Annotated in this window: 24 protein-coding genes and 1 tRNA gene; 1 reads left to right on the forward strand and 24 read right to left on the reverse strand. The window is 71.2% G+C overall.

All coding sequences use genetic code 11. From position 1 onward, the window contains the following. From nuoI to ACE3Q2_RS08705, 16 genes are all read right to left on the reverse strand, one after another. On the reverse strand, positions 1-354 hold a 354-nt coding region (gene nuoI / locus ACE3Q2_RS08630), incomplete at its 3' end, for an NADH-quinone oxidoreductase subunit NuoI (RefSeq protein WP_374473741.1). 7 nt (positions 355-361) lie between these two features. Then, positions 362-1,420, reverse strand: a complete 1,059-nt coding sequence (nuoH, locus tag ACE3Q2_RS08635; protein ID WP_231694116.1) for an NADH-quinone oxidoreductase subunit NuoH — start codon at positions 1,418-1,420, stop codon at positions 362-364. A gap of 2 nt (positions 1,421-1,422) precedes the next feature. Then, positions 1,423-3,723, reverse strand: a complete 2,301-nt coding sequence (nuoG, locus tag ACE3Q2_RS08640) for an NADH-quinone oxidoreductase subunit NuoG (protein ID WP_231694117.1) — start codon at positions 3,721-3,723, stop codon at positions 1,423-1,425. Beyond that, complete coding sequence (gene nuoF, locus ACE3Q2_RS08645) at positions 3,720-5,087, reverse strand: NADH-quinone oxidoreductase subunit NuoF (protein WP_374473742.1); 1,368 nt, start codon at positions 5,085-5,087, stop codon at positions 3,720-3,722. Before nuoF ends, nuoG begins: the two co-directional genes overlap by 4 nt. Before the next feature lie 8 nt (positions 5,088-5,095). Continuing rightward, a complete protein-coding gene (gene nuoE / locus ACE3Q2_RS08650) occupies positions 5,096-5,623 on the reverse strand; it encodes an NADH-quinone oxidoreductase subunit NuoE (protein ID WP_231694118.1) in 528 nt (175 codons plus the stop codon). 14 nt (positions 5,624-5,637) lie between these two features. Continuing rightward, positions 5,638-6,894, reverse strand: a complete 1,257-nt coding sequence (locus ACE3Q2_RS08655) for an NADH-quinone oxidoreductase subunit D (protein WP_231694119.1) — start codon at positions 6,892-6,894, stop codon at positions 5,638-5,640. Positions 6,895-6,900: 6 nt separating this feature from the next. Beyond that, positions 6,901-7,620, reverse strand: coding sequence for an NADH-quinone oxidoreductase subunit C (locus ACE3Q2_RS08660; RefSeq protein ID WP_231694120.1), 720 nt, complete (start codon positions 7,618-7,620; stop codon positions 6,901-6,903). A gap of 16 nt (positions 7,621-7,636) precedes the next feature. Continuing rightward, positions 7,637-8,191 (reverse strand): NADH-quinone oxidoreductase subunit B family protein, encoded by a 555-nt coding sequence (locus ACE3Q2_RS08665; protein ID WP_043800167.1) that lies wholly within the window; start codon positions 8,189-8,191, stop codon positions 7,637-7,639. Next, positions 8,182-8,538 carry an NADH-quinone oxidoreductase subunit A gene (locus ACE3Q2_RS08670; protein WP_043800166.1) on the reverse strand — a complete coding sequence of 119 codons (357 nt, stop codon included), beginning with the start codon at positions 8,536-8,538 and terminating at the stop codon, positions 8,182-8,184. The genes ACE3Q2_RS08665 and ACE3Q2_RS08670 overlap by 10 nt, the downstream gene beginning before the upstream one ends. An 82-nt stretch (positions 8,539-8,620) precedes the next feature. Beyond that, positions 8,621-8,705, reverse strand: a tRNA-Leu gene (locus ACE3Q2_RS08675). Between the two features lie 54 nt (positions 8,706-8,759). Continuing rightward, on the reverse strand, positions 8,760-9,236 hold the full coding sequence (gene secG, locus ACE3Q2_RS08680) for a preprotein translocase subunit SecG (RefSeq protein WP_231694121.1): 477 nt from the start codon (positions 9,234-9,236) through the stop codon (positions 8,760-8,762). 8 nt (positions 9,237-9,244) lie between these two features. Beyond that, on the reverse strand, positions 9,245-9,997 hold the full coding sequence (tpiA, locus tag ACE3Q2_RS08685) for a triose-phosphate isomerase (RefSeq protein WP_231694122.1): 753 nt from the start codon (positions 9,995-9,997) through the stop codon (positions 9,245-9,247). 43 nt (positions 9,998-10,040) lie between these two features. Then, complete coding sequence (locus ACE3Q2_RS08690; RefSeq protein WP_231694123.1) at positions 10,041-10,472, reverse strand: group 1 truncated hemoglobin; 432 nt, start codon at positions 10,470-10,472, stop codon at positions 10,041-10,043. Between the two features lie 9 nt (positions 10,473-10,481). After that, complete coding sequence (locus ACE3Q2_RS08695) at positions 10,482-11,345, reverse strand: DUF3034 family protein (RefSeq protein ID WP_231694124.1); 864 nt, start codon at positions 11,343-11,345, stop codon at positions 10,482-10,484. Further along, positions 11,342-13,684 (reverse strand): putative bifunctional diguanylate cyclase/phosphodiesterase, encoded by a 2,343-nt coding sequence (locus ACE3Q2_RS08700; RefSeq protein WP_374473764.1) that lies wholly within the window; start codon positions 13,682-13,684, stop codon positions 11,342-11,344. The genes ACE3Q2_RS08695 and ACE3Q2_RS08700 overlap by 4 nt, the downstream gene beginning before the upstream one ends. After that, positions 13,684-14,361: a methylamine utilization protein gene (locus tag ACE3Q2_RS08705; RefSeq protein WP_231694126.1), complete on the reverse strand. Its 678-nt coding sequence runs from the start codon at positions 14,359-14,361 to the stop codon at positions 13,684-13,686. The genes ACE3Q2_RS08700 and ACE3Q2_RS08705 overlap by 1 nt, the downstream gene beginning before the upstream one ends. Positions 14,362-14,454: 93 nt before the next feature. Here ACE3Q2_RS08705 and ACE3Q2_RS08710 point away from each other — a divergent pair, with 93 nt between their 5' ends. Then, positions 14,455-15,261, forward strand: a complete 807-nt coding sequence (locus ACE3Q2_RS08710; protein ID WP_374473743.1) for an SDR family NAD(P)-dependent oxidoreductase — start codon at positions 14,455-14,457, stop codon at positions 15,259-15,261. A gap of 505 nt (positions 15,262-15,766) precedes the next feature. On the opposite strand, the gene ACE3Q2_RS08715 is transcribed toward ACE3Q2_RS08710, so the two are convergent. From ACE3Q2_RS08715 to ACE3Q2_RS08750, 8 genes are all read right to left on the reverse strand, one after another. Beyond that, positions 15,767-16,705 (reverse strand): isopenicillin N synthase family dioxygenase, encoded by a 939-nt coding sequence (locus ACE3Q2_RS08715; protein ID WP_374473744.1) that lies wholly within the window; start codon positions 16,703-16,705, stop codon positions 15,767-15,769. 71 nt (positions 16,706-16,776) lie between these two features. Next, positions 16,777-18,120, reverse strand: coding sequence for a phosphoglucosamine mutase (gene glmM / locus ACE3Q2_RS08720; protein ID WP_374473745.1), 1,344 nt, complete (start codon positions 18,118-18,120; stop codon positions 16,777-16,779). Between the two features lie 7 nt (positions 18,121-18,127). Then, positions 18,128-19,015, reverse strand: coding sequence for an acetyl-CoA carboxylase, carboxyltransferase subunit beta (gene accD / locus ACE3Q2_RS08725; protein WP_374473746.1), 888 nt, complete (start codon positions 19,013-19,015; stop codon positions 18,128-18,130). Between the two features lie 94 nt (positions 19,016-19,109). Beyond that, on the reverse strand, positions 19,110-19,916 hold the full coding sequence (gene trpA, locus ACE3Q2_RS08730) for a tryptophan synthase subunit alpha (protein ID WP_374473747.1): 807 nt from the start codon (positions 19,914-19,916) through the stop codon (positions 19,110-19,112). Positions 19,917-20,098: 182 nt separating this feature from the next. Next, positions 20,099-21,319: a tryptophan synthase subunit beta gene (trpB, locus tag ACE3Q2_RS08735; protein ID WP_374473765.1), complete on the reverse strand. Its 1,221-nt coding sequence runs from the start codon at positions 21,317-21,319 to the stop codon at positions 20,099-20,101. 1 nt (position 21,320) lies between these two features. Next, the gene (locus tag ACE3Q2_RS08740; protein ID WP_231694132.1) at positions 21,321-21,956 is read right to left on the reverse strand and encodes a phosphoribosylanthranilate isomerase; all 636 of its coding nucleotides are present in this window, start codon (positions 21,954-21,956) and stop codon (positions 21,321-21,323) included. A 52-nt stretch (positions 21,957-22,008) separates the two neighbouring features. Next, on the reverse strand, positions 22,009-22,776 hold the full coding sequence (gene truA / locus ACE3Q2_RS08745; protein WP_374473748.1) for a tRNA pseudouridine(38-40) synthase TruA: 768 nt from the start codon (positions 22,774-22,776) through the stop codon (positions 22,009-22,011). Positions 22,777-22,781: 5 nt separating this feature from the next. Continuing rightward, positions 22,782-25,292, reverse strand: a complete 2,511-nt coding sequence (locus tag ACE3Q2_RS08750) for a FimV/HubP family polar landmark protein (protein ID WP_374473749.1) — start codon at positions 25,290-25,292, stop codon at positions 22,782-22,784. Between the last annotated feature and the right edge of the window lie 41 nt (positions 25,293-25,333).

Below are 25,333 nucleotides of genomic sequence, written 5' to 3' on the forward strand. Positions count from 1 at the left end.
GACGATGGAGTCGACCGGGCAGCTCTCTTCGCAGAAGCCGCAGAAGATGCACTTGAACAGGTCGATGTCGTAGCGCGTGGTGCGGCGCGAACCGTCGGCGCGCGGCTCCGAATCGATGGTGATGGCCAGCGCCGGGCAGACCGCCTCGCACAGCTTGCAGGCGATGCAGCGCTCCTCGCCGTTCGGGTAGCGGCGAAGCGCGTGCAGGCCGCGGAAGCGCGGCGACTGCGGGGTCTTCTCGAACGGGTAGTTGAGCGTGTACTTGGGCTTGAACATGTAGCCCAGGGTCAGCTTCATGCCGGCGAGCAACTCCAGCAGCATGAGGCTCTTGAGGTAGTTGGCGATGCGGTTCATGGCTTCCTCAGGCGCCCAGCGTGAACCATTCGTTGTAGGCCGCGATGGCCGTCACGAAGATCCAGAAGATCGTGATGGGGATGAACACCTTCCAGCCCAGGCGCATGATCTGGTCGTAGCGGTAGCGCGGGAAGGTGGCGCGGAACCACAGGAAGCTGAAGGCGAAGAACAGGAACTTCAGCGCCAGCCACCACCAGCCCGGCTCGCCCAGGAAGCCCCACGAGGCCGGGAACGGCGACAGCCAGCCGCCCAGGAACAGCACGGCGGTGAGGAAGCTCACCAGCATCATGTTGGCGTATTCGGCCAGGAAGAAGATGGCGAAGGCCGAGCCCGAGTACTCCACGTGGAAGCCGGCCACGATCTCCGACTCGCCCTCGGCGACGTCGAAGGGCGCGCGGTTGGTCTCTGCCACGCCGGAGATGAAGTAGATGACGAACAGCGGGAACAGCGGGATGAAGAACCACTCGAGCAGGCCGCCGTTGCCCGCCTGGGCCATGACGATCTCGCTCAGGTTCATGGTGCCCGCGGCCACCAGCACGCCCACCAGGGCGAAACCCATGGCGATTTCGTAGCTGATCACCTGCGCCGCCGAGCGCAGCGCGCCCAGCACCGCGTACTTGGAGTTCGACGCCCAGCCGCCGACGATGATGCCGTACACACCCATCGAGGTCAGGGCCAGCAGCACCAGCAGGCCGGCGTTGACGTCGGCCAGCACCACGCCGTCGTCGAACGGAATCACCGCCCACGCGGCCAGCGCCGGCGCCAGCGCCAGCAGCGGCGCCAGGCGGTACAGCAGCGGGCTGGCGTTGGTCGGGACCACCAGCTCCTTGAACAGCATCTTGAACACGTCGGCGAAGGCCTGGATGAAGCCGATGCCCAGGAAGCCGCCGATGAACTGCGGTCCGTGGCGCACGTGCATCCAGCCGATCACCTTGCGCTCGGCCAGCGTGTAGAAGGCCACGCCCACGACCACCGGCAGGGTGATCACGAGGATCTTGACCAAGGTCCAGACGACCAGGCCGATGTCGCCGAAGGCGAGGAAGAATTCGCGGATCGGGTCGATCATCGTCAGGCTCCCACCACCGCGAGGCGCGCCGACGGCGCGATCGGCGCCGTGGCCTCGTAGCTGTTCTCGATCCAGGCGGCGCCCTTGGCGACGCGGGCGCTGATGGCGACCGGCAGCACGGCGTTGCCGTGGCCGTCGCCGAGCTTGGCCATGGCGCCCTCGGACAGGCCGCGCGCCAGCGCGTCTTCCGGGTGCAGCACCAGGCGCGCGCCGAGCGTGAGTGGGTGTGCGTTCAGCGCCGTCGAACGGCGCAGCACGGCGTCGCCGCGGTAGATCGGCGTGCTGTCGATGCGCTCCAGGCCCGGCTCGGCCTTGGGCGCGGCCGCCATGCCGGTGCCGGCGACGGGCGCCTGCGGCTGCAGCCCGGCGCGCAGGCCGGCCAGGTCGGTGAAGCTGAAGCCCGGCAGGCCGAGCTGGCCGCCGAGGGCGCGCAGCACGCGCCAGCCGGCGCGGGCCTCGCCCGGCAGCTTGGCGCCGGCCTGGGTGGACTGGTCGACACCGTCGAGGTTGGTCAGCGTGGCTTCCACCTCGGGCAGCAGGCCGATCGGCAGGATCACTTGGGCGAGTTTCTTGAGTTCCTCGCTGGCGTAGGCCGCGAAGGCCACGACCTTGGCGCCGGCCAGCGCCTTGAGCGCCTGGGCGCCGTGGGCGAAGTCGTACTGCGGCTCGATGCCGTACAGCAGGTAGGCCGGCAGCGGCTGGGCCAGCATGGCGCCGGCGTCCTTGCCCTGCCCCTGCGGCCGCACGCCGTGGCGCGCCAGGCCCACGGCATTGGCGCCCTGCGGCAGGCGGTTGAGGCGGGCACCGGTGGCGGCGGCCAGCGCACGCGCGGTGGCGCGCAGCCAGGAAGCCTGCGGGTGGTTCTCGGCCATCTCGCCCAGCACGATGACGGCCTGGCCGCCCTTCTGCAGCGCTTCGGCCATGGCCTTGGCGGCGTCGAAGGCCTCGGCCGGCACGCCGGCCGGCAGCGTGGCGCCGGCGGCCTGGGCCACCGCGGCCAGCGAGCCCGGCAGCAGCGACGGCGCGACCACGCGCTTGCCGGCCACCGGGAAGGTGAAGTCGAAGTCCACCGGATTGATGGCGAACACCTTGGCGCCGCGCTTGCCGGCCTTGTGCAGGCGCTGGTGCAGCAGCGGCACTTCGTGGCGCAGGTTGCAGCCGACCAGCAGCACGGCGTCGGCGTTCTCGAGCCCGGCGGCCGGCAGTTCGAACGGCGCCGCGAACGCGGCATCGGCGAAGTCGGTGGCCTTCAGGCGGTGGTCGACGTGGCCGGTGCCCAGGCCCTTGGCCAGGGCGGCGAGCAGCGCGCCTTCCTCGTTCGACGTGGCCGGGTGGGCCAGCACGCCGAGCGATTCGCCGGCGTCCTTGAGCAGCTTGCCGGCCAGCGCCAGCGCCTCGTCCCAGGAAGCCTCGCGCCAGGCGTCGCCCTCGCGCACCAGCGGGCGGCTGGCGCGGTCGGCGGCCTGCAGGCCCTGGTGCGAATAGCGGTCGCGGTCCGACAGCCAGCATTCGTTCACGGCTTCGTTGTCACGCGGCACGGTGCGCAGCACTTCGCCGCGGCGGGCGTGCAGGAACAGGTTGGAACCGAGCGCATCGTGGTAGCCGATGGACTCGCGCGCCACCAGCTCCCAGGCGCGGGCGCGGAAGCGGAACACCTTGTTGGTGAGCGCGCCCACCGGGCACACGTCGATGACGTTGCCCGAGAGCTCGGTCATCAGCGGCTTGCCGTCGTAGGTGCCGATCTGCAGGCGCTCGCCGCGATTCATGCCGCCCAGCTCGAAGGTGCCGGCCACGTCCGCGGTGAAGCGGATGCAGCGCGTGCACTGGATGCAGCGGGTCATGTCGGTGGCGACCAGCGAACCGAGGTCTTCGTCGGGCACCACGCGCTTGCGGTCGACGTAGCGCGACACCGAGCGGCCGTAGCCCATGGACACGTCCTGCAGCTCGCACTCGCCGCCCTGGTCGCAGATCGGGCAATCCAGCGGGTGGTTGATCAGCAGGAACTCCATGACGTTGCGCTGCGCGTCGAGCGCGCGCTTGGTCTGGGTGGTGACCTTCATGCCTTCCATCACCGGCGTGGCGCAGGCCGGCGCGGGCTTGGGCATCTTCTCCACGTCCACCAGGCACATGCGGCAGTTGGCCGCGATGGGCAGCTTCTCGTGGTAGCAGAAGCGCGGGATGGCGATGCCGGCCTTGTCGGCGGCCTGGATGATCATCGAACCCTTCGGGGCCTGCAGGGCCTTGCCGTCGATCTCGATGTTCACCACGTCCGGCGCAGTGGTGTTGGTGGGCTGGGCGCTCATGCAGCCTGCTCCGTGGTGGCGACCTGGCCCTTGGCGAGGTCGTCGACGTAGAAACGCTTGTGGACGATGGCGTACTCGAATTCCGACCAGAAGTGGCGCAGGAAGCCCTGCACCGGCCAGGCGGCGGCTTCGCCGAACGCGCAGATGGTGTGGCCTTCGATCTGGCCGGCGGCGCCCTTGAGCATGTGCAGGTCGTCGAGCGTGGCCTTGCCTTCGACGATGCGGGTCAGCATGCGGTACATCCAGCCCGTGCCCTCGCGGCAGGGCGTGCACTGGCCGCAGGACTCGGCGTAGTAGAAGCGGGCGATGCGCTGGCAGGCGCGCACCATGCAGGTGGTTTCGTCCATCACGATGACCGCGCCCGAACCCAGGCCCGAACCGGCCTTCTGGATCGAGTCGTAGTCCATGGTGCAGGCCATCATCGTCTCGGCCGGCAGCACCGGCATGGACGAGCCGCCCGGGATCACGGCCTTGAGCTTGCGGCCGCCCTTCACGCCGCCGGCCATGGCCAGCAGCTCGCTGAACGGAGTGCCCAGGCGGATCTCGAAGTTGCCGGGCTTGTTCACGTGGCCCGACACCGAGAACACCTTCGGGCCGCCGTTGTTGGGCTTGCCGAGGTTGAGGAACCATTCGGCGCCGTTGCGCATGATGGCCGGCACCGAGGCATAGGTCTCGGTGTTGTTGATGGTGGTGGGCTTGCCGAACAGGCCGTAGTTGGCCGGGAACGGCGGCTTGAAGCGCGGCTGGCCCTTCTTGCCTTCCAGCGATTCCATCATCGCGGTCTCTTCGCCGCAGATGTAGGCGCCGGCGCCCAGCGCGGCGTGGATGTCCACGTCGACGCCCGAGCCCAGGATGTCCTTGCCGAGCCAGCCGTTGGCGTAGGCTTCCTTCAGCGCTTCCTCGAAGTGCTCGAACGGCTCGTGGTGGAACTCGCCGCGCAGGTAGTTGTAGCCCACGGTGCAGCCGGTGGCGTAGCAGGCGATGGCCATGCCCTCGATCACCGCGTGCGGGTTGTAGCGCAGGATGTCGCGGTCCTTGCAGGTACCCGGCTCGGATTCGTCCGAGTTGCACAGGATGTACTTCTGGCCGGGCGCGCTGCGCGGCATGAAGCTCCACTTCAGGCCGGTCGGGAAGCCCGCGCCGCCGCGGCCGCGCAGGCCCGACTGCTTGACCATGTCGACGACCGCGGCCGGGTCCATCTTCTCGGTCAGGATCTTGCGCCAGGCGGCGTAGCCGCCGGTCTTGAGGTAGTTCTCGTACGACCAGGGCTTGTCGAAGTGCAGCGTCGTGTAGACGACGTTGTGCTCCTGCGGGGCCGGGCCGACCGGGCCGTAGCCCTCGGAATAGTGGGAATGGTGCGCCATGGCCTCGATCACTCCAGTCCGTCGAGCAGCTTGTCCACCTGCTCGGTGGTCAGCTTCTCGTGGTAATGCCCGTCGATCAGCATCACGGGCGCGGCGGCGCAGGCGGCCACGCACTCTTCCTCGACCTTGAGGAAAATGCGGCCGTCCGGGGTGCTCTCGCCGTGCTTGATGCCGAGCTTGCGCTCGCAGTGGCGCACCATGTCCTCGGCGCCATTGAGCCAGCAGCTGATGTTGGTACAGATGGCGACCTTGTGCCGGCCGACCGGCTGCAGGTCGAACATCGAATAGAAGGTGGCGACCTCGTAGGCCCACACCGGCGGGATGCCGAGGTACTTGGCGGTGGCGGCGATGATCTCGTCGCTCAGCCAGCCGCCGTTCTGCTCCTGCGCGGCCATCAGGCCCTGGATCACGGCCGAACGCTTGCGGTCGGGCGGGAACTTGGCGACCCAGTGGTCGATGTGGGCGCGGGTGTCGTCGGTCAGCGCGACCAGGGGGTCGACGTTCTGGCAGGCGGCGAAGTTTCCGGTGGCTTTCATCGGTCAGGCAATCCTTAGCGATCGATTTCGCCGAAGACGACGTCGTAGGTGCCGATCATGGCGACCACGTCGGGAAGCATGTGGCCGCGCACGATCGCGTCCATGGACGAGAGGTGGGCGAAGCCCGGCGCGCGCAGCTTGAGGCGGAAGGGCTTGTTGGCGCCGTCGGAGACGATGTACGCGCCGAACTCGCCCTTCGGGGCCTCGACCGCGGCATAGGCCTCGCCGGCCGGCACGCTGTAGCCCTCGGTGAAGAGCTTGAAGTGGTGGATCAGCGCTTCCATGTCGTCCTTCATCTCGGCGCGGCGCGGCGGCGCGACCTTGAAGTTGCGGACCATGACCGGGCCGGGGTTGGCGCGCAGCCACTGGACGCACTGCTTGATGATGCGGTTCGACTGGCGCATCTCCTCGACGCGCACCAGGTAGCGGTCGTAGCAGTCACCCTGCACGCCCACCGGGATGTCGAAGTCGACCTTGTCGTAGGCGGCGTAGGGCTGCTTCTTGCGCAGGTCCCAGGCCAGGCCGGAGCCGCGCAGCATCGGGCCGGTCATGCCCCAGGCCAGGGCCATCTCGGTGGGCACCACGCCGATGCCGACGGTGCGCTGCTTCCAGATGCGGTTGTCGGTGAGCAGGGTTTCGTATTCGTCGACGCGGCGCGGGAAGTCGTCGCAGAAGGCGTCGAGGAAGTCGAGCATCGAGCCTTCGCGCCATTCGTTCACGCGCTTGAGCTCGGCGCCCTTGCGCCACGGGGATTCGCGGTACTTGGGCATGGCGTCCGGCAGGTCGCGCGCGACGCCGCCCGGGCGGTAGTAGGTGGCGTGCATGCGCGCGCCCGAGACCGCCTCGTAGCAGTCCATCAGCTCCTCGCGCTCGCGGAAGGCGTACAGGAACACCGCCATCGCGCCCAGGTCGAGGCCGTTCGAGCCGATCCACATCAGGTGGTTCAGGATGCGGGTGATCTCGTCGAACATCGTGCGGATGTACTGCGCGCGCTCCGGGGCCTCGATGCCCATGAGCTTCTCGATGGCGCGCACGTAGGCGTGCTCGTTGCACATCATCGAGACGTAGTCCAGGCGGTCCATGTAACCGATGGACTGGTTGTAGGGCTTGGACTCGGCCAGCTTCTCGGTGCCGCGGTGCAGCAGGCCCACGTGCGGGTCGGCGCGCTGGACGACTTCGCCGTCCATTTCAAGCACCAGGCGCAGCACGCCGTGCGCGGCCGGGTGCTGCGGGCCGAAGTTGAGGGTGTAGTTGCGGATTTCCTGGGTCATGGCCGGTCAGTCCTTGCGCGGCTGCTCGGAGGCGGCCTGCTGCCAGCGGGAGTCCTCGCGCACCACGCGCGGCACGCCGACGCGCGGCTCGATCGAAACGGGCTCGTAAACCACGCGCTTGCGCTCGGCGTCGTAGCGCACCTCGACGTTGCCCACCAGCGGGAAGTCCTTGCGGAACGGGTGGCCGACGAAGCCGTAGTCGGTGAGGATGCGGCGCAGGTCCGGGTGGCCTTCGAAGACGATGCCGAACAGGTCGAAGCATTCGCGCTCGAACCAATTCGCCACGGGATACACCTCGACCAGCGAGGGCACCACCGGCAGGCTGTTGTCGGCGGCGAAGCAGCGGATGCGCAGGCGGCGGTTGTGCCGCACCGACATCAGGTGCACCACCACGGCGAAACGGCGCTCGGGGCCGTTGCCGCGCGGGCGGTTTTCCCAGTCGAAGCGGCCCGGCCCGGCGCCCTCGACGCCGCGCGAGAAGCCCTCGGAGGAGACGTCGGTGGTGTCCCACTCGACCTCGCCGTAGCCCAGGTAGTCCACGCCGCACAGGTCGATGAGCTGCTCGAAGCCCAGCTCGGCGTCGTCGCGCAGGATGCGCGCGGCCTCGGCCCAGGCCTCGGGCGCGATCTCGACGGTGGTTTCGCCCAGCGCCTCGTGCACGGACACCAGCTTGCCCTGCAGGCGCGCCTTCAGGCGCTCGGTGAAGCTCGTCGTCGGTTCGACCATGGCGTCGGCTGGGTCCTTAGCGGGCGATGGTGTTGGTGCGGCGGATCTTCTTCTGCAGCTGCAGGATGCCGTACACGAGGGCTTCCGCCGTCGGCGGGCAACCCGGAACGTACACGTCCACCGGCACCACGCGGTCGCAGCCGCGCACCACCGAATACGAATAGTGGTAGTAGCCGCCGCCGTTGGCGCAGCTGCCCATGGAGATGACCCACTTCGGGTCCGGCATCTGGTCGTAGACCTTGCGCAGCGCCGGGGCCATCTTGTTGACCAGGGTGCCGGCGACGATCATCACGTCGGCCTGGCGCGGCGACGGGCGGAAGATGACGCCGTAGCGGTCGAGGTCGAGGCGCGAGGCGCCGGCGTGCATCATCTCGACCGCGCAGCAGGCCAGGCCGAAGGTGACCGGCCACATGGAACCCGTGCGGGCCCAGTTCACCAGCGCGTCCACCGAGGTGGTCACGAAGCCGCGCTCGAGCAGCGGGTTGTCGCCTTCCGGACGCAGGATGTCGTCGACCCGCCCTTCCGGGATCGGGTTGTGCATCACGTTCGAGACGGACTGGATCACTCCCATTCGAGCGCTCCCTTCTTCCAGACGTAGATGAAGCCCAGCACGAGCAGGCCGATGAAGATGCCCATCTCGGTGAGGCCGATGATGCCGAGGTTGCGGAAGTTCACCGCCCACGGGAAAACGAAGGCGATTTCCAGGTCGAAGATGATGAACTGGATGGCGATGAGGTAGTAGCGCACGTCGAACTGCATGCGCGCGTCCTCGAAGGCCTCGAAGCCGCACTCGTAGGGCGAGAGCTTCTCCGAATCGGGGCGCTTGGGGCCCAGGGCCCAGCCGGCGATCAGGAGCACGATGCCCAGGCCGGTGGAGACGAAGAGGAACAACAGGATCGGCAGATATTCGCCCAACACGCGCGCATCCTCACCTTGCGCCCGTGGGCGCGTCCGTGCCGCCGCTCCAGTCCGTTGCCGGGCGGCAGCCCGTTGATCGATTTGGTGCCCAAGGGGGGACTCGAACCCCCACGACTTTCGTCGCTACCACCTCAAGGTAGTGCGTCTACCAATTCCGCCACCTGGGCAGGTGTGCCTTCGAACCGTCGCGCGGTGCGAAGGCCGAAGATTGTACCAGCGGTTCAGCCCGCTTGGTTGTTTTCTGCGCCGTTTTCTTCGGTTTTTTCACCGGCTTCGACCGGCGCCGGAGTTTCGGCGGGAGCCGCCGGGACGTCGGCCGGGGCCGGCGCCGCTTCGTTGGCCGCCGGAGCCGCCGGGATGACCGGGACTTCCGAGGCCGGCACTTCGCCCGCCGCCGGGGCCGGGGCCGCCGGGACGTCCGACATCGCGCCGATGTCCTCGAGTTCCGCCGCCGCCGGCTTGCCGCCGTGGGTGGCGTACCAGGCCATGCCCAGGCTCATCGCGAAGAACACGACGGCGAGCCACTTGGTGGCCGTGGACAGGAAGTTGGCCGAGCCGCGCGCGCCGAAGACGGTGGCGGAAGCGCCCGCGCCGAAACCGGAGCCGGCGGCCGCGCCCGCGCCGCGCTGCATGAGGATGAGCACGATCATGGCGACCGCGACCAGCACGTAGATGACACTGACGATGGTGAGCAGCATGTTCTGTTTTACCTCGCCGCCGCGGCGGCGATTGCCAGGAAATCCTGGGCCACGAGGGACGCGCCCCCGATCAGGCCACCATCGACGTCCGGCTGCGAGAACAGCTCGGCCGCGTTGGCGGGCTTAACGCTGCCGCCGTAAAGGAGCGGCAGCGAGCCGGCGATTCTAGCATCGTGCGCGGCCAGTTCGCCACGGATGAAGGCGTGGACCTCCTGGGCCTGCTCCGGGCTGGCCGTGCGGCCCGTGCCGATGGCCCAGACCGGCTCGTAGGCCAGCACGGCGCCTTCGAAGGCGGCGATGCCGGCCAGCTCGACCACCGGGGCCAGCTGCTTCTCCAGCGCCCACTCGGTCTGCCCGGCCTCGCGCTGGTGCAGGGTTTCGCCCACGCACAGCACCGGCACCAGGCCGGCCTTGCGGGCCGCCACGAACTTTTCGGCCACCAGCTGCGGGCTTTCACCGTGGTACTGGCGGCGCTCGGAGTGGCCCACCAGCACGTAGCGGCCGCCCACGTCCTTGAGCATCCGGCCCGACACCTCGCCGGTGTAGGCGCCCTGCTCGTTCACGCCCAGGTCCTGGGCGCCGAAGGCCAGGCCGCGCGGGCCGTAGCGGTCGGCCAGCTCGCCCAGGTAGGGCACCGGCGGCAGGATGACCAGCTCCACGCCGGCGGCGCGGGGCGCGGCCACGATGGCGTCGAGCAGGTCGCGGGCGAAGGCGCGGTCCCCGTGCAACTTCCAGTTGCCGGCGACGATCTTCTGGCGCATGCGTGCACTCCTTGCGGTCGGGGCGGCAAGGATACCGCGCCCGTCAGGGACTGACGATGTCCGGGTGCATCGGCGCCAGCCTCGCCAGCAGCCGGTTCTGGGCCCGGCGCGGGATGCCGCGGGCCTCCATGGCGTCCACCAGGTCCTCGACCAGGGCATTGAAGTCGGCCTCGGTGATGGCCAGGCCCTCGTGCGACTCGGCCATCGTGCGCCCGGTGTACTCGCAGGGCCCGCCGACCTCGACGCAGATCTGCTCGGCCAGCCGGTCGCCCAGGTTCACCAGGTCCACGTCGGCGAACTGCTCGTTGATGCGCTCGTCCTCGAGCACGCGCACCAGCAGTTCCTCCACCAGCGCTTCGATGCCCGGCCGGCCTCCGAACTGCTCGTACAGGCTGGCGCGCGGGGCGCCGGCGCCGGCACAGGCAGACAGCGCGATCGCGAGGCCCAGCGGAAACAGCGGTCTCAAGCTCGGCATGGCACGCCCTCAGTAGGCCAGTTGAACGGAGAGGTAGGCGCCGCGCTGGCCGTCCAGCGTGGCGACCGAGCCCAGGTCGGCCCAGGCCGCCACCACCGAAACCCGCTTGGACGGAAACCAGGCCACGAAGGCGTCCACCCAGTCGTCCTCGCCCGCGAAGCCCAGGTTGTCGGGCTTCTGGCGGTATTCCAGGCCCACCGCCCAGCCGGGGTCGAACAGCACCGCCGCCGAGCCTTCGAACACCAGCGAACGGCCGCCGCGGCGGTCGCCGCCGTGGCCCAGCAGGCCCATCTGGTTGGCTCGGGTCGAGCGCAGGGTGGCGTTGAGCAGCAGCGGGTAGCCGCCGGCCGCGTCGAGCCAGAGCTTGCTGGCCGCGAGGTAGACGTCGGTGCCGTGGTCGGCGCGCGCCCCCACGGCCAGCGGCAGGGTCGCGTCGCGCAGGCGCTTGTGCTGCACGCCCAGGCTCAGCTGGGGCATGCGCGTGTAGACCAGGTCGCCGCCCAGGCGCAGCTTGGCGCCGAACACGTCCTGCTCCAGGGCGTCCCAGGGCAGCGCCAGCCGCCGCTGCAGCTCGCCAAGGTCGAAGCGCTGCCGGGCGAGCGACAGCTCGAGCCGGTTGCGGAAGGTGTAGGCCACACCAAAGGCGTGGAGCGCGTAGTCGCCGGTGTCCACCCGCGTGTAGAAGGCCGTGCCGCCGCCCTCGTCGCGGGTGCCGTAGCCGGCCAGCACAGCCCAGGGCACGAGGCCGCCGCCAGCTGCACCCTCGGCCTGGGTGGCGCCGCCGGTGGCCAGCAGCCTGCCCTCGCCCGCCGCGGCGACCGCGGGCGCCAGCAGCGCCAGTCCCAGCAGCGCGGCGCGAACGGCGGCGCTCACGCCTCGGCCTCCGTGAAGCGGCGGCACCAGCCCACCAGCGCCTCGGGCGCCAGCGGCGGGCTGAACAGGTAGCCCTGCACCATGTCGCAGCGGTACTGGCGCAGCAGGTCCAGGCTGGCGTCGTTCTCCACGCCCTCGGCGATCACCGACAGGCCCATGTTGTGGCCCAGCTCGATGGTCGAGCGCACGATCACCGCGTCGTCGCTGCCTTCGGTCATCTGCATCACGAAGCTCTTGTCGATCTTGAGTTCGTCCACCGGCATGCGCTTGAGCTGCGCCAGCGAGGAATAGCCGGTGCCGAAGTCGTCGATGGACAGGCGCACGCCGCCGGCGCGCAGCCGGTGCAGCATGCGCACGGCGTAGTCCACGTCGCGCATCAGCGCGCCTTCGGTCACTTCCAGGATCAGGCGCTGCGGCGGCACCCGGTGCTGGCGCAGGCAGGCCTGCACGAAGTCCGGCAGGTCGGCGTCCATCAGGTCCATGGCCGACAGGTTCACGGCCACGCCCAGGTCCAGGCCGTCGGCACGCCAGCGGGCGTTCTGCGCCAGCGCCGAGTCGAGCACGAAGCGGGTGATCTCGTGCACGAAGCCCGAGCGTTCGGCCAGCGGGATGAACTCATCGGGCGGAACGGGCCCCAGGCTGCCGTGGGTCCAGCGCAGCAGCGCCTCGACGTGGCGCACCTGCCGGCTGGCCAGGTCGACCTTGGGCTGGAAACGCAGCGAGAGTTCCTCGCGGGCGATGGACTGGCGCAGGTCGCCGATCAGCGCCAGCTGGCGCAGGTGCACCTCGTCGCGCCCGTGCCGGTAGACCACCAGGCCGGCGCGTGCCTCCTTGGCGTCGTAGAGCGCGATGTCGGCGCGCCGCAGCAGGGTCTGGGCGTCCTGGCCGTGTTCCGGGTGCAGCACCAGGCCCAGGCTGGCGTCGAGGTTGATGCGGGTGGTCGGCAGGTCCAGCGGCAGCCGCAGTTGCTCGAGCAGCGCGCGCGCCCGGCGCTCGGCGAAGTCGGGCCCCACGTCGCACATCAGCACCATGAACTCGTCGCCGCCCAGCCGCGCCACCAGGTCTTCCGCGCGCACGGCCTGGCGCAGGCGCTTGGCCACTTCCTCGAGCACCTGGTCGCCGAAACCGTGGCCGAGCGTGTCGTTGATTTCCTTGAAGCGGTCGAGGTCGAGCATGACCACGGCGCAGGCGCGGCCCTCGCCCTGCGAGAGCGCCTGCTCCAGCCGCCCGTGCGCCAGGCTGCGGTTGGGCAGGCCGGTGAGCCCGTCGTGGTGGGCCTGGTGCAGGATGCGGTCCTCGCGCGCGGCGATGCCCGCCTGCATGTGCCCGAAGGCCGAGGCCAGGCGGGCGATCTCGTCGCGGCCGCGCACCGGGATCGGCCGCGAATAATCGCCCTGCTGCACGCGCTGGGCCGCCTCCGCCAGTTCCACCACCGGCCGGCTGATGCCGCGGCCCAGGAAACCCGCCACCGCCAGCGCCAGTGCCGCCGCCAGGCCCGACAGCACCAGCACGCGGGTCTTGAGTGCGGCGTAGGGTGCCATGGCCTGGTCCAGCGAACCCTGCAGCAGCACGCCCAGCGGCGGCGCGCCGGGTGCGCCCGGCAGCGGCGCCGACAGCGCGAAATAATGGTCCTCGCCCAGCGTCAGTTCGTCGCTCGCCTGGCCGGGGGCGCCGGGCACCGCGCCCGGCGCCGAAAGCGCCGCCACGGCCGGCGCCGGCAGGCTGCTGCCGAGCACCTCGAGCCGCCCCCCGGCCTCGCGCACGAAGCTGGCGTCGAGCCGGGTAAGCGCCTTGAAATCGCGGGCATAGCCGTCGCCGATCGCCGAGCCGATGCCCACCCAGGCGATCTGGTTCGGCGCCAGCACGGGGATCAGGGCCATGGTGTACAGGCGCCCGTCCACCGCCACGACCGCCAGCGAATAGCCCTCGTCGGCCGCCTTGGCGACCAGGCCGTCGAGCGCACCCTGCCGCCACGCCCCGGATTCGCCCTCCAGCCCCGCCAGCCACTCGCCCTGCGGCGACAGCAGCACGCCGGCCTCGGCGCCGATGCGGCTGGCGTGGTTGCGCAGCGCGGACGCCATCGTGGCCGGGTCGCCGCTGGCCACCGCGGCCTTGAAGCCGAAGTCGTCGGCCAGCACCAGCGCGGTTTCCAGCAACTGCTCGCTGCGGTTGCCGTAGAAGCGCTGCCACACGCGCTCGCCAACCCGCAGCTCTTCCGCCAGCTGCTGGCGCACGCTGCGTTCGGTGGCCACGTGCACCACGGCGAAGGTCGCCAGCTGGGCGGCCAGCACCAGGCCGATCAGCAGCGCGACGATCTTGCCGTGCAGGCGCGAGCGCATCATTCGTCCTGCTTGAGCTTGCGCAGGCGGTCCTGCAGCGCCCGCAGCCGGTCGGAGCCGCGGCGTTCGGGCGGCGGCGGGCCGAGGGCCAGGCTGGCCTTCACTTCCGGCGTCCCCTCGCCCAGCGTGACCGCCTGCTCCCAGGGCCCGCCCGCCAGCCGTGGGTGCCAGGCCCGCAGCGTGTATTCGCCGGCCGGCGCCGACAGCGCCACGCGCCCGTCGGCCCCGCTCTTGCCGAAGTACGGGGTGTCTAGCACCACGATGTGGCCGATCATCCAGTCGTGGATGTTGCAGCCCACCACCACCACGCCCGGCTTGTCGAACACCACGGGCTCGGGTGGCGTGCCCGAATACAGCGGCAGTTCGAACGGCCGCGGCGCCGAGAACGAATAGACCTGGTGGCGCACGCTGTCGCTGTTCGGGAAGCTCACCGCGGTGCCGGCCTGGATGGGCAGCACGCCCGGCAGGAACGCGGTATTGCGCTGGTCCATCACCGCCTTGCCCCGGGCCGAGGACGGCGACGGCCCATGCAGGCTGACGACGGCATCGGCCAGCGGCGCCTGGCCGTCGTCCACCCGCACCACCAGCCCGGCGGCCAACGCCGGGGTGGAGATGGCGAAGATGAAGAGCGCCAGCGCCCGGGCAAGAACCCGCCCATTCGGTACACACCGCACCATTCGCCCACCCTGCCCCGTCGTCTTGACGAGGATTAACGACCGGCGGGGGTGATAATGGCGCGAACGCCACCTTTCCTACCGGAGCCCGCCTGCATGCCCACGCCCCCGTCCCCCGGCTACGCCCTGGTCACCGGCGCCTCCAGCGGCATCGGTGCCGACATCGCCCGGGAATACGCGCGCCGCGGCAAGCCGCTGGTGCTCACGGCACGGCGCGTCGAGCGGCTCGAGGCACTGGCGGCGGAACTCTCGGCCCGGGTGCCCTGCGTGGTGGTCGCCGCCGACCTGGCCGACCCGGCCGCCCCGGAAAAGCTGTTCGCCGAAACCCAGGCCCGCGGCCTGTTCGTGGACACGCTGGTGAACAACGCCGGCTTCGGCGTGCCCGGGCGTTACCTGAGCGCCGACTGGAGAACCCACGCCGAGTCGCTGCAGGTGCTGCTCACCTCGGTGGCACACCTGACCCACCTCTACCTGCCGGCGATGGAAGCCGCGGGCCGCGGCCGCATCCTCAACGTGGCCTCGCTGGCGGGCCTGGTGCCGCCCACCGCCGGGCACACGCTCTACGGCCCCACCAAGGCCTGGCTCATCCGCTTCTCGGAGACGCTGGACCAGGAAACCCGCCCGCGCGGCGTGTACGTGACGGCGCTCTGCCCCGGCATGACCTACACCGAATTCCACGACGTGAACGGCATGCGCGAGAAGGTGAGCAAGCTGCCCAAGGGCATCTGGCTGACCAGCGCCGAAGTGGCCCGCCTGGGCGTGGACGCCGTCGAATCCGGCCGCGCCCGCCTGGTCACCGGCCGCGCGAACAAGCTGATCGCCGGCCTGTCGAAATACCTCCCCGATCGTCTGGCCCGCGCCCTGCTCGCTTCCAAGTCCAAGGACTTCCGCGACGCGGATTGAAGGCTTGGGCTTGCCCTTGGGCAAGCAGGTCACGAGCTCGTGGGCGCTTGCGTGCGGCAGGCGTCATCGCGCACACACCTCTATGGCTGCCCGCGCCTCGACGCGGCGTCCTGCCCATCGAGGCGCGGCCGCTACGGCATCCTGCCTTCGCTTCATCCATAGAGGTGTGTGCACGCTGCCGCAGTCGTGACGCCGTGGCCAGCCGATTGGCGAGCTCGTGCGCAAAGCGCACGCGCGTGTCCCAGTGGAACGCCGATGCGCCGCGATTGCGGCAGCGTACGCAGAGGGGGGATGTCTGAAGCGTAGGGCAGGATGCCCGGAGCGGCCGGCGTTTGCTGCCAGGGATGGCGCTAGCAAGACGCCGGGCAGACATCCCCCCTCTGCGTGCGATGACGCCCGCCGCCAACCAGCGAACGCGAGCAAGTGACCTGCTTGGCAGAGCCAAGCCCAAAAACGAAAGCCCCGCGACGCACGGGGCATCGCGGGGCCTGCAAGCCGCGTTGGCTCAGACCAGCTTGATCTCGCGCAGGCGCTCGAGCAGGTACTCGTGGCCGGTGATGGGCGTCGGGTAGCGGTCCGGGTTGTCCGGGGTGATGCAGGACGGCAGCGTCTTGATCAGGAAGTCCGGGTTCGGGTGCAGGAAGAACGGGGTGGAATAGCGCGGCTTGCGCGCCGCCTCGCCCGGCGGGTTCACCACGCGGTGGGTGGTGGACGGGTACACGTGGTTGGTCAGGCGCTGCAGCATGTCGCCGATGTTCACCACGATGGTGTCCTCGGACGCCGTGAACGACACCCACTCGCCCTTGCGGGAAAGCACTTCCAGGCCCGCCGCGCTCGCGCCCACCAGCAGCGTGATGAAGTTGATGTCCTCGTGGGCGCCGGCGCGCACGTTCGGGATGTCGTCGGCCGTGATCGGCGGGTAGTGGATCGGTCGCAGGATGGAGTTGCCGAAGTTGGTCTTGTCGGCGAACCAGTCCACCGGCAGGCCGATGTGCAGCGCCAGCGCGCCCAGCACACGCGAGCCCAGCTGGTCGAGCGCGGTGTACAGGCCGTAGGCCACCTCCTTGAACTCCGGCACTTCCTCCGGCCACAGGTTCGGCGGCATCACGTCGGCGTACTTCGAGTCACGCGGGATCTCGCGGCCCACGTGCCAGAATTCCTTGAGGTCGAAGTGCTTGGCGCCCTTCGCCGTCTCGATGCCGAACGGCGTGTAGCCGCGGGCACCGCCGCCGCCGGGCACGTGGTACTTCTTCTTGGTTTCCTCGGGCAGCGCGAAGAAGCGCTGGAACACGTCGTAGGCGCGGTCGATCTGCGCCTGCGGGATGCCGTGGTTGCGGATGCCCGCGAAGCCCCATTCGCGGTAGGCGGCGCCGAGTTCGGCCACGAAGGCCTCGCGGTCGGTGTCGAAGCGCTGGATGTCGAGGGTCGGGATGGTGGCGGTCACGGTCTTGTCCGGTTCGGTGTTCTGGGAGGGGGAGTCTAGGCCAGCCCGCGTGCAGGCGGCCTTGACGAGGCTCAAGCGGCGGCGCGCACCACGTCGGCCAGGCGGTCGAGCACCTGCTGCATCAGCGCGGCGTCGTCGGCCTCGACGGTCACGCGCACCACCGGCTCGGTGCCGGAGGGGCGCAGCACCAGGCGGCCGCGGCCGGCCAGGGCCGCCTCGGCCTCGGCGCGGGCGGCCTGCACGGCCGGCTGCTCCAGCGGCTTCACGCCCGGGGCGATGCGCACGTTGACGGTTCGCTGCGGCAGCGGCTGGTAGGCCGACAGCGCCTGCTCCAGCGACTGACCGCGGCGGCGCAGCACTTCCAGCACCTGCAGCGCCGCCACGATGGCGTCGCCGGTGCTGGCGCGGTCCAGGCACAGCAGGTGGCCCGAGGCCTCGCCGCCGAGCACGCCGTCGCGCTCGACCAGGGCCTGGTGCACGTAACGGTCGCCGACCTTGGCGCGCACGAATTCGATGCCCAGCGCGCCCAGCGCCTGTTCCATGGCGTAGTTGGTCATCAGCGTGCCCACCACCGGGCCGTGCAGGCGGCCGCTGGCCTGCCAGTCGCGGGCCAGCAGGAAGATCAGGCCGTCGCCGTCCACCAGCTGGCCGCGGCCGTCCACCATCAGCACGCGGTCGCCGTCGCCGTCGAAGGCGATGCCCAGGTCGGCGCCGGCCTCGCGCACCCGGGCGATGAGCGCCTCGGGGTGGGTGGAGCCGACGCCGCGGTTGATGTTCAGGCCGTCGGGCTCGGCGCCGATGGCGTCCACCCGCGCGCCCAGCTCGGAGAACACCCGCGGGGCGACCTGGTAGGTGGCGCCGTGGGCGCAGTCCACCACCAGGCGCAGGCCGCTGAGCACGAAGTCGTCGGGCACGGTGGACTTGCAGAACTCGGCGTAGCGCGACAGTGCGTCGCCCACCCGCTGGGCCTTGCCCAGGCGCTCGGAGGGCACGGTGCGGAAGGGCTGCTCGAGTTCGGCCTCGATGGCCGCCTCGACCGCGTCGGCCAGCTTTTCGCCGTGCGCCGAGAAGAACTTGATGCCGTTGTCCTGGTGCGGGTTGTGCGAGGCGCTGATGACGATGCCGGCGTCGGCGCGCAGCGAGCGCGTCAGGTAGGCCACCGCGGGCGTGGGCATGGGGCCGAGCATGCGCACGTCGGCGCCGGCGGCCACCAGGCCCGCTTCCAGCGCCGCCTCGAACATGTAGCCCGAGATGCGGGTGTCCTTGCCGATGACCACCGTGGCGTGCTCGCGGCCCTCGCCGGCCAGCACGCGGCCGGCGGCGGCGCCCAGGCGCAGCATGAAGTCGGCCGAGATGGGCTGCTCGCCCACCCGGCCGCGGATGCCGTCGGTGCCGAAGTACTTGCGGGTCGCCATGGCCGGATCAGGCCGCAGCGGGGGCCGGGTCGGCGGCCGGCGCGGGCTGGCGCATCATCAGCGCCAGCAGCGCGGACAGCTTCTCGCGCATCTGCCGGCGGTCGACGATCAGGTCCACGGCGCCGTGCTCTACCAGGAACTCCGAGCGCTGGAAGCCCTCGGGCAGCGTTTCGCGCACGGTCTGCTCGATCACGCGCGGGCCGGCGAAGCCGATCAGCGCGTGCGGCTCGGCCACGTTGATGTCACCCAGCATGCCCAGCGAGGCCGAGACGCCGCCGGTGGTCGGGTGGGTCAGCACCGACACGAAAGGCAGGCCCGCGGCGCGCAGGCGGCCGAGCGCGGCCGAGGTCTTGGCCATCTGCATCAGCGAGAACAGGCCTTCCTGCATGCGCGCGCCGCCGGTGGCCGAGAAGCACACCAGCGGGCAACCCAGCTCCAGCGCACGCTCGGCGGCCAGGGCGAAGCGCTCGCCCACCACCGAGCCCATGGAGCCGCCCATGAAGCGGAATTCGAACGCCGCCACGCACACCGGCCGGCCCTTGAGCTGGCCCTGCACGGCGACCAGCGCGTCGCGCTCGCCCACCAGCTTCTGGGCCGCCTTGATGCGGTCGGCGTACTTCTTCTGGTCCTTGAAGTGCAACGCGTCCACCGGGCCGAGCGTGGCGCCGATCTCCTCGCCGCTGTCGTCGTCCAGGAAGGCCACCAGGCGCTCGCGGGCGCCGATGGCCATGTGGTGCGAACACTTCGGGCAGACGCGCAGGTTCTTTTCCAGCTCGGGGCCGTACAGGGCGGCGCCGCACTTGTCGCACTTCTCCCACAGGCCTTCGGGCACGCCGCGCTTGCCGTTGCCCTGGGTACGGATGCGGGAGGGCATGAGTTTGGTGAGCCAGCTCATTCAGGCACCGGTGTCGTTCTGGGTCGGGAAGTTTATCCCGAAAGCCGGTTTGCGGGCCCCCTGCCCCGGCCGGCCGGGGCGGGGCCGCGGGGGCTCAGGCCGCGGCGTCGAGCGCGGCCCGCAGCGGGGCCAGGAAGTCGGCCGCGCGGGCGGCGGCGTCTTCGGCCGAGGTGGCGCCGGCCAGCGCGTCCACCAGGGCGCTGCCCACCACCACGCCGTCGGCGGCCGGGGCCAGGGCGGCGGCCGAGGCCGCGTCGCGGATGCCGAAGCCCACCAGCACCGGCACGGTGGCGCGGGCGCGCAGGTCGCCGGCGCGGCGCAGCACGTCGGCCACGTCCAGCTGGGCGCCGCCGGTGACGCCGGCGAAGGACACGTAATACAGGTAACCCTGCGATTCGCTGGCCAGGCGCGCCAGGCGGTTTTCGGCGGTGGTCGGCGCGGCCAGCGAGATCAGGTCGAGGCCGGCGGCGTTGAACGCGGCGCGGGTGGGGCCCGCTTCCTCGGGCGGCAAATCGACCAGCAGCACGCCGTCCACGCCGGCTTCCGCGGCGGCCTGGGCGAAGGCGGCGGCGCCGCGCATCTCGACCGGGTTGAGGTAGCCCATCAGCACCACCGGCGTGTCGGCGTCGGCCTTGCGGAACTCGGCCACGGCGCCCAGCACGTAGCGCAGCCCGGCCCCACGCTCGATGGCGCGCTCCGAACTGCGCTGGATGGACGGCCCGTCGGCCATCGGGTCGGAAAACGGCACGCCCAGCTCAAGCACGTCGGCTCCCGCGCGCACCAGCGCATGCATCACCGGCACCGTGGCCTCCAGCGACGGGTCGCCCGCCGTGATGAAAGGCACCAGCGCCTTGCGCTTGGCGTCGGCGAGGAGCTGGAACTTCTTGGCGATTCGGGACATGGGTTATTCAACACGGATAAGAGCGGATTGATACGGATAAACACGGATAAAGCGAAATCAAATGGGTTTCACGGCGAGCTGCCAGCACATCGAGGGTCCAACCCCTGATCGCTCTTGCCCTATCCGTGTTTATCCGTATCAATCCGCTTTGATCCGTGTTCAAGATGAGACCCACCCCGAAGCTAGAGCTCGATGCCCTCGCGCTTGGCGATGGTGAAGATGTCCTTGTCGCCGCGGCCGGAGAGGTTGCACAGCACCAGCGCGTCCTTTGGCAGCGACTTCGCCAGCTTCATGGCCTGGGCCACGGCGTGGCTGGATTCGAGCGCCGCCAGGATGCCCTCGGTGCGCGCCAGCAGGTGGAAGGCTTCCATGGCCTCGTCGTCGGTGACGCCCACGTACTCGGCGCGGCCGCTGTCCTTCAGGAAGGCGTGCTCGGGGCCGACGCCCGGGTAGTCCAGGCCCGCCGAGATCGAGTGCGTCTCGGTGATCTGGCCGTCGTCGTCGCAGATCACGTAGGTGCGGTTGCCGTGCAGCACGCCCGGCCGGCCCGCCACCAGCGACGCCGCGTGGCGGCCGGTTTCGACGCCGTCGCCCGCCGCCTCGGCGCCCACCAGCCGCACCGCCTTGTCGTTGAGGAAGGCGTGGAACATGCCGATGGCGTTGCTGCCGCCGCCCACGCAGGCGGTGACGGCATCGGGCAGGCGGCCGTATTCGGCCAGCATCTGCGCGCGCGATTCCTTGCCCACCACGGCGTTGAAGTCGCGCACCAGCTTCGGGTACGGGTGTGGGCCCGCCACGGTGCCGATGATGTAGAAGGTGTCGCGCACGTTGGTCACCCAGTCGCGCATGGCTTCGTTGAGCGCGTCCTTGAGCGTCTTGCTGCCCGAATGCACCGGCACCACCTTCGCGCCCAGCAGCTTCATGCGGAACACGTTCGGCGCCTGGCGCTCGACGTCGGTGGCGCCCATGTACACCACGCACTCCAGGCCCAGGCGCGCGGCCACGGTGGCGCTGGCCACGCCGTGCTGGCCGGCGCCGGTCTCGGCGATGATGCGGGTCTTGCCCATGCGCCTGGCCAGCATGGCCTGGCCGATGGTGTTGTTGATCTTGTGCGCGCCGGTGTGGTTCAGGTCTTCGCGCTTGAGCAGGATGCGCGCGCCGCCCACCTTCTCTGACAGCCGCTTCGCTTCGTAGATCGGGCTGGGCCGGCCGACGTAATGCTTGTAGTCGTGCTCGAGCTCGGCGATGAACTCGGGGTCCTGGCGGTAGCGCTCGTAGGCCGCCTCGAGCTCGCGCAGCGGCTCGATCAGGGTTTCCGAGACGAACACGCCGCCGTAGCGGCCGAAGTGGCCCGCGGCATCGGGCCAGGCGCCGAAATCGGCGATCTCCGACGCCGGCGGGATCTCACTCTGGGGCACTGCGGTCTGCACGTCTCACCTCGTCAACGAAAGATTGCATGCGCCCGCCGTCCTTGAGGCCGGGGGCGCTCTCGATGCCACTGGAAACATCCACGGCATAGGGGCGCACGGTGCGCACCGCCTCGACCACGTTGGCCGGCGCCAGCCCGCCGGCCAGGAACAGCGGCCGGCCGAGCGAAGGCACCAGGGTCCAGTCGAAACGCTCGCCGCGCCCGCCGGGCTGGCCGGGAGCGTTTCCGTCGAGCAGGAAGGCACTGGCCGAAGGGTAGCGCTTCCGCGCCATCGCTGCATCGCCGGCACCGCCGCCCATCGCCACGGTCTTGATGAAGGGAAGGCCGAAGCTGCGGCAGAAGGCCTCGCTTTCGCTGCCGTGGAACTGCAGCAGGTCGGGCTTGAGCCGGCGCACCACCGCTTCCACCTCGCTGCCGGGGTTGTCCATGAACAGGGCCACCGCGTCCACCAGCGGCGGCACGGCCTGGCGCAGGCTGGCGCCCTGGTCGGGCGTGAGGCAGCGCGGGCTGCCGGCGGCGAAGACCAGTCCGATGGCGTCGACGCCGAGCTCGACGGCCAGGCGGACGTCGCCGGGACGGGTCAGCCCGCAGAATTTGATCCGGGTGCGCATGGGGGGATTGTAGGCGCGATGCGTGTCGGCGCCGTGCACGCCGGGTCAAGCCTCAGAGACAGACCTCGTCGGGCAGGCCCCACTCGCGCGGGTAACGCGGGCCCACGAACACCAGCCCGTTCGAGGGCGCGGTCGGGCCGGCCACCGTGCGGTCGCGGCCCGCCAGCAGTTCGCTGATCCAGGCCTCCGGGTGTTCGCCCCGCCCCACCAGCATCAGGCTGCCGACGAAGTTGCGCACCATGTGGTGCAGGAAGGCGTTCGCCTGCACCTCGATGACGACGTGCTCGCCCTCGCGGCGCACCGAGATTTCGTGCACGTTGCGGCGCGGGTGCTTGGCCTGGCAGTGCACGGTGCGGAATGCGCTGAAGTCGTGCTCGCCCACCAGCACCTGGGCGGCGCGGTGCATGGCGCCGGCGTCGAGCGGGTGGCGCTCCCAGGTGAGGTATTCACGCTGGATGGCCGGGCGCACGCGGCGGTTGAGCACGGTGTAGCAGTAGCGGCGCGCGCGGGCCGAGTAGCGGGCATGGAACTCGTCGGCCACCGGCTGACACCACAGGATGGCCACGCCCTTGGGCAGGCGGCTGTTGCCGCCCTGCTGCAGCGCGAACGGGGTGCGCACCGCGTCGGTGTCGAAGTGCGCCACCTGGCAGCGCGCGTGCACGCCGCTGTCGGTGCGGCCGGCGCAGACCACCTCGAGCGGGTGGTCCACCACGAAGCCCAGCGCCTGCTCCACCGCGCCCTGCACGGTCGCGCCCTCGGCCAGGCGCTGCCAGCCGAGGAAACCGCTGCCGTCGTATTCGATGCCGATCGCGTACCGCAAGGGGATCAGCCGATCTCCCGCAGCAGGCGCTCGGCCTCGGCGCGGCCGGCCGGGCCGGCTTCGGCGACGACTTCCTCGAGCATGCCGCGGGCGCCGTCGACGTCGCCGATCTCGAGGTAGGCCTTGGCCAGCTCGATCTTGGTGGCGCTGGCGTCGTCGTCCAGCGGCGCCACATCAGCCGGGGTCTCGAACGCCAGCGGGGCTTCGCCGCCGAGGTCCTCGAGGCTGAGCTCGCCGGTGGGCGTGGCATCGGCGTCGGCGTCGGCGACGAAGTCGAAGCCGGCTTCCATTTCGGGCTCGGGCTGCGGCGCCGGCGCCGGCGCCGGAGCGGCCGGCGCGACGGCCACGCCGCGGGCCAGGCGGTCCCAGTCCTCGTCGTGTTCGTCGTGCGCGGCGGGCGGCGCGATGTCGATATTGGCCAGGTCGTCGAGCTCGTCGGCGGGCGGCGGCACCACGGCAGCAGGCGCGGCGGGCACGGGCGTCGGCGCGGCCGGCATCACGCCGGTGTCGCCGAAACGCGGCGCGTTCCAGCCGGCCTGGCTGAACAGCGGGTTGCCCGGCGAAAGGGCGACGCCCATCACCACCGCCTCGCGCCAGCGCGGGTCGAGCGTGCTGCGAACGCGGGCGCGCATCTCCTGCGCCGCGGCGTCGAAGGACGGCTGGTCGTCGAGCTTGTGCAGGTGGCGCAGCAGGCTGATGTGGGCCTCGAGGTCGTCGGGCTTGGCCTTCACCGCGGACTGCAGGCGGGCCAGCTCGCCGTCGGCGGGCGACGATTCGGCCACGGGCTCCGGGCCCGGCGCCACGGCCGGCTCGATGCGCGCGCCGGGCAGGCTGGCCTTGAGCGCGTCGTCGTCGGAGATGCGACGGCCCGGCACCGGCGACGGCGCCGCCGGGCGACGGCCGCGCAGGGCCAACACCAGGCCGCCCAGCAGCACCAGGCCACCACCGCCCAGCACCAGCGGGTTGGCGTACCAGGGCTCGGCGACGGGCGTGGGCCCGGCCTCGGCCACCGGGGCCTCGGCGGCGGGAGCCGGCTCGGCGGCCGGCGCGGCCGGGGTCGCCGGGGCGTCGGCCGCCTGCGCGGCGGCCAGGCGTTCCTGCAGGGCCTTGAGCTGGCTGCTCTGCAGCTCGATCAGGCGCTGGCTGTCGGACTGCTGGGCCTCGAGTTCGGCGATCTGCGAGCGCAGTTCCTGCACCTCGCTCTCGCGCGAGGCCAGGTCTTCCTTGGCCTGGGTGAGCTCGGCGCGCAATTCGGCGCCGGTGCCGGTGCCGCTGGCGCCGGACTGCGAACCGCGGGCGGCGTCGGTGTCGCCGGCGGGCGGCACGATTTCCAGGCGGCCGGCCGGCGGCGCGGCCGCGGGACGCGCGGCCTCGCGCGGGGCCGGCTGGCTGGCGACGGCCTCGGCCGGCTGCGGCACCGGGGCGCGGCGGCCCTGCCAGGCCTCGGCCTGCGCACGCACCAGCGCGGCGGCCTCGGCGGCGCCGAGTTCGGCCACTTCCTCGCGCGCGGGGATGCGCAGCACGGCGCCCCGCTTGAGCTGGTTGATGTTGTCGCCGATGAAGGCCTCGGGGTTGGCCCGCTGCAGCGCCAGCATCATCTGGTTGACCGTCACCGCCGGATCCGGGCGCGTGCGCTCGGCGATGCTCCACAGGGTCTGGCCGTCGGCGACCGGGCCGAAGCTGTCTTCGGCGACCGGGGCCGGCGCGGCGGCCGGCGGCGGCGGCGGCGGAGCCGGGGCAGGCTCGGGCGCAGGCTCCGGCGCGGCGGCGACCGGTTCGGGCTCAGGCTCGGGCTCGGGAAGCGGTTCGGGTTCCGGCTCCGGCGCGGGGGCTTCGGCCACGGGCTCCGGCTCGGGCTCCGGCGCCGCGGGGGCCGGCTCGGGCTCGGGCAGCGGTTCCACCGGCGCGGCCTCGGCCACCGGCTCCGGGGCCGGCGGCGGCGCCGCCGGGGGTTCGGGTTCCGGCACCACGTCCGCGACGGCGGTCACCGGCTCGGGTTCGGGCAGCGGCACGGTTTCGGCCGCGGGCTCCGGCTCCGGCTGGGCCGCCACGGGCGGCGCCACCGGGGGGGCGGACACCACCGGGGTTTCCATCGGGCGGATCACCGCCGGGGCGATGTAGGGCGGGTCCACCAGGGCGCTGAATTCGCGCACCACGCTGCCGCGGCCCCAGTTGGCCTCGACCAGGAAGGTGAGGAAGGGCTCGGTGAAGCGGTTGGGCGTGGTCACGCGGATCACCGGCTGGCCGGCGGCGTTGCGCGCCACTTCCATCTGCAGGTTCGCGGTGAGCCCGACCGGGCGCTCGAGCCCGACCCGGGCGAAGGCCTCGGGCGAGGCCAGGCGCACTTCCAGTTCCTCCAGCTCGCCGGGGCCGGCGGAGAGGATGGGGATTTCGGCCACCAGCGGCTGGTTCAGCCCGGACTTGACCTCGATGGCGCCCAGGCCGAGGGCGTGGGCGCTGGAGGCGCCCAAGGCCAGGGCGAGGGCCAGCGGTAGCTGCAGATGCCTGATGTTCACGCTTTCAATCTCCCCGGGAAAGGCGGCGCGACCACTCCCCT

It is taken from the genome of Arenimonas sp. (assembly GCF_041913985.1).
GTDB lineage: Bacteria > Pseudomonadota > Gammaproteobacteria > Xanthomonadales > Xanthomonadaceae > Arenimonas.

What these genes read in the sequence shown, in the direction of transcription:
- ACE3Q2_RS08710 (WP_374473743.1), top strand. Translation starts at nt 14,455, where the DNA reads ATGCCCACGCCCCCGTCCCCCGGCTACGCCCTGGTCACCGGCGCCTCC.
- ACE3Q2_RS08655 (WP_231694119.1), bottom strand. Translation starts at nt 6,894, where the DNA reads ATGACCCAGGAAATCCGCAACTACACCCTCAACTTCGGCCCGCAGCAC.
- secG (WP_231694121.1), bottom strand. Translation starts at nt 9,236, where the DNA reads ATGCTGCTCACCATCGTCAGTGTCATCTACGTGCTGGTCGCGGTCGCC.
- tpiA (WP_231694122.1), bottom strand. Translation starts at nt 9,997, where the DNA reads ATGCGCCAGAAGATCGTCGCCGGCAACTGGAAGTTGCACGGGGACCGC.
- nuoE (WP_231694118.1), bottom strand. Translation starts at nt 5,623, where the DNA reads ATGAAAGCCACCGGAAACTTCGCCGCCTGCCAGAACGTCGACCCCCTG.
- ACE3Q2_RS08740 (WP_231694132.1), bottom strand. Translation starts at nt 21,956, where the DNA reads ATGCGCACCCGGATCAAATTCTGCGGGCTGACCCGTCCCGGCGACGTC.
- nuoH (WP_231694116.1), bottom strand. Translation starts at nt 1,420, where the DNA reads ATGATCGACCCGATCCGCGAATTCTTCCTCGCCTTCGGCGACATCGGC.
- trpA (WP_374473747.1), bottom strand. Translation starts at nt 19,916, where the DNA reads ATGTCCCGAATCGCCAAGAAGTTCCAGCTCCTCGCCGACGCCAAGCGC.
- ACE3Q2_RS08700 (WP_374473764.1), bottom strand. Translation starts at nt 13,684, where the DNA reads ATGCGCTCGCGCCTGCACGGCAAGATCGTCGCGCTGCTGATCGGCCTG.
- nuoF (WP_374473742.1), bottom strand. Translation starts at nt 5,087, where the DNA reads ATGGCGCACCATTCCCACTATTCCGAGGGCTACGGCCCGGTCGGCCCG.
- glmM (WP_374473745.1), bottom strand. Translation starts at nt 18,120, where the DNA reads ATGGCGACCCGCAAGTACTTCGGCACCGACGGCATCCGCGGCCGGGTG.
- nuoG (WP_231694117.1), bottom strand. Translation starts at nt 3,723, where the DNA reads ATGAGCGCCCAGCCCACCAACACCACTGCGCCGGACGTGGTGAACATC.
- ACE3Q2_RS08690 (WP_231694123.1), bottom strand. Translation starts at nt 10,472, where the DNA reads ATGCCGAGCTTGAGACCGCTGTTTCCGCTGGGCCTCGCGATCGCGCTG.
- ACE3Q2_RS08705 (WP_231694126.1), bottom strand. Translation starts at nt 14,361, where the DNA reads ATGGTGCGGTGTGTACCGAATGGGCGGGTTCTTGCCCGGGCGCTGGCG.
- ACE3Q2_RS08665 (WP_043800167.1), bottom strand. Translation starts at nt 8,191, where the DNA reads ATGGGAGTGATCCAGTCCGTCTCGAACGTGATGCACAACCCGATCCCG.
- accD (WP_374473746.1), bottom strand. Translation starts at nt 19,015, where the DNA reads ATGAGCTGGCTCACCAAACTCATGCCCTCCCGCATCCGTACCCAGGGC.
- ACE3Q2_RS08660 (WP_231694120.1), bottom strand. Translation starts at nt 7,620, where the DNA reads ATGGTCGAACCGACGACGAGCTTCACCGAGCGCCTGAAGGCGCGCCTG.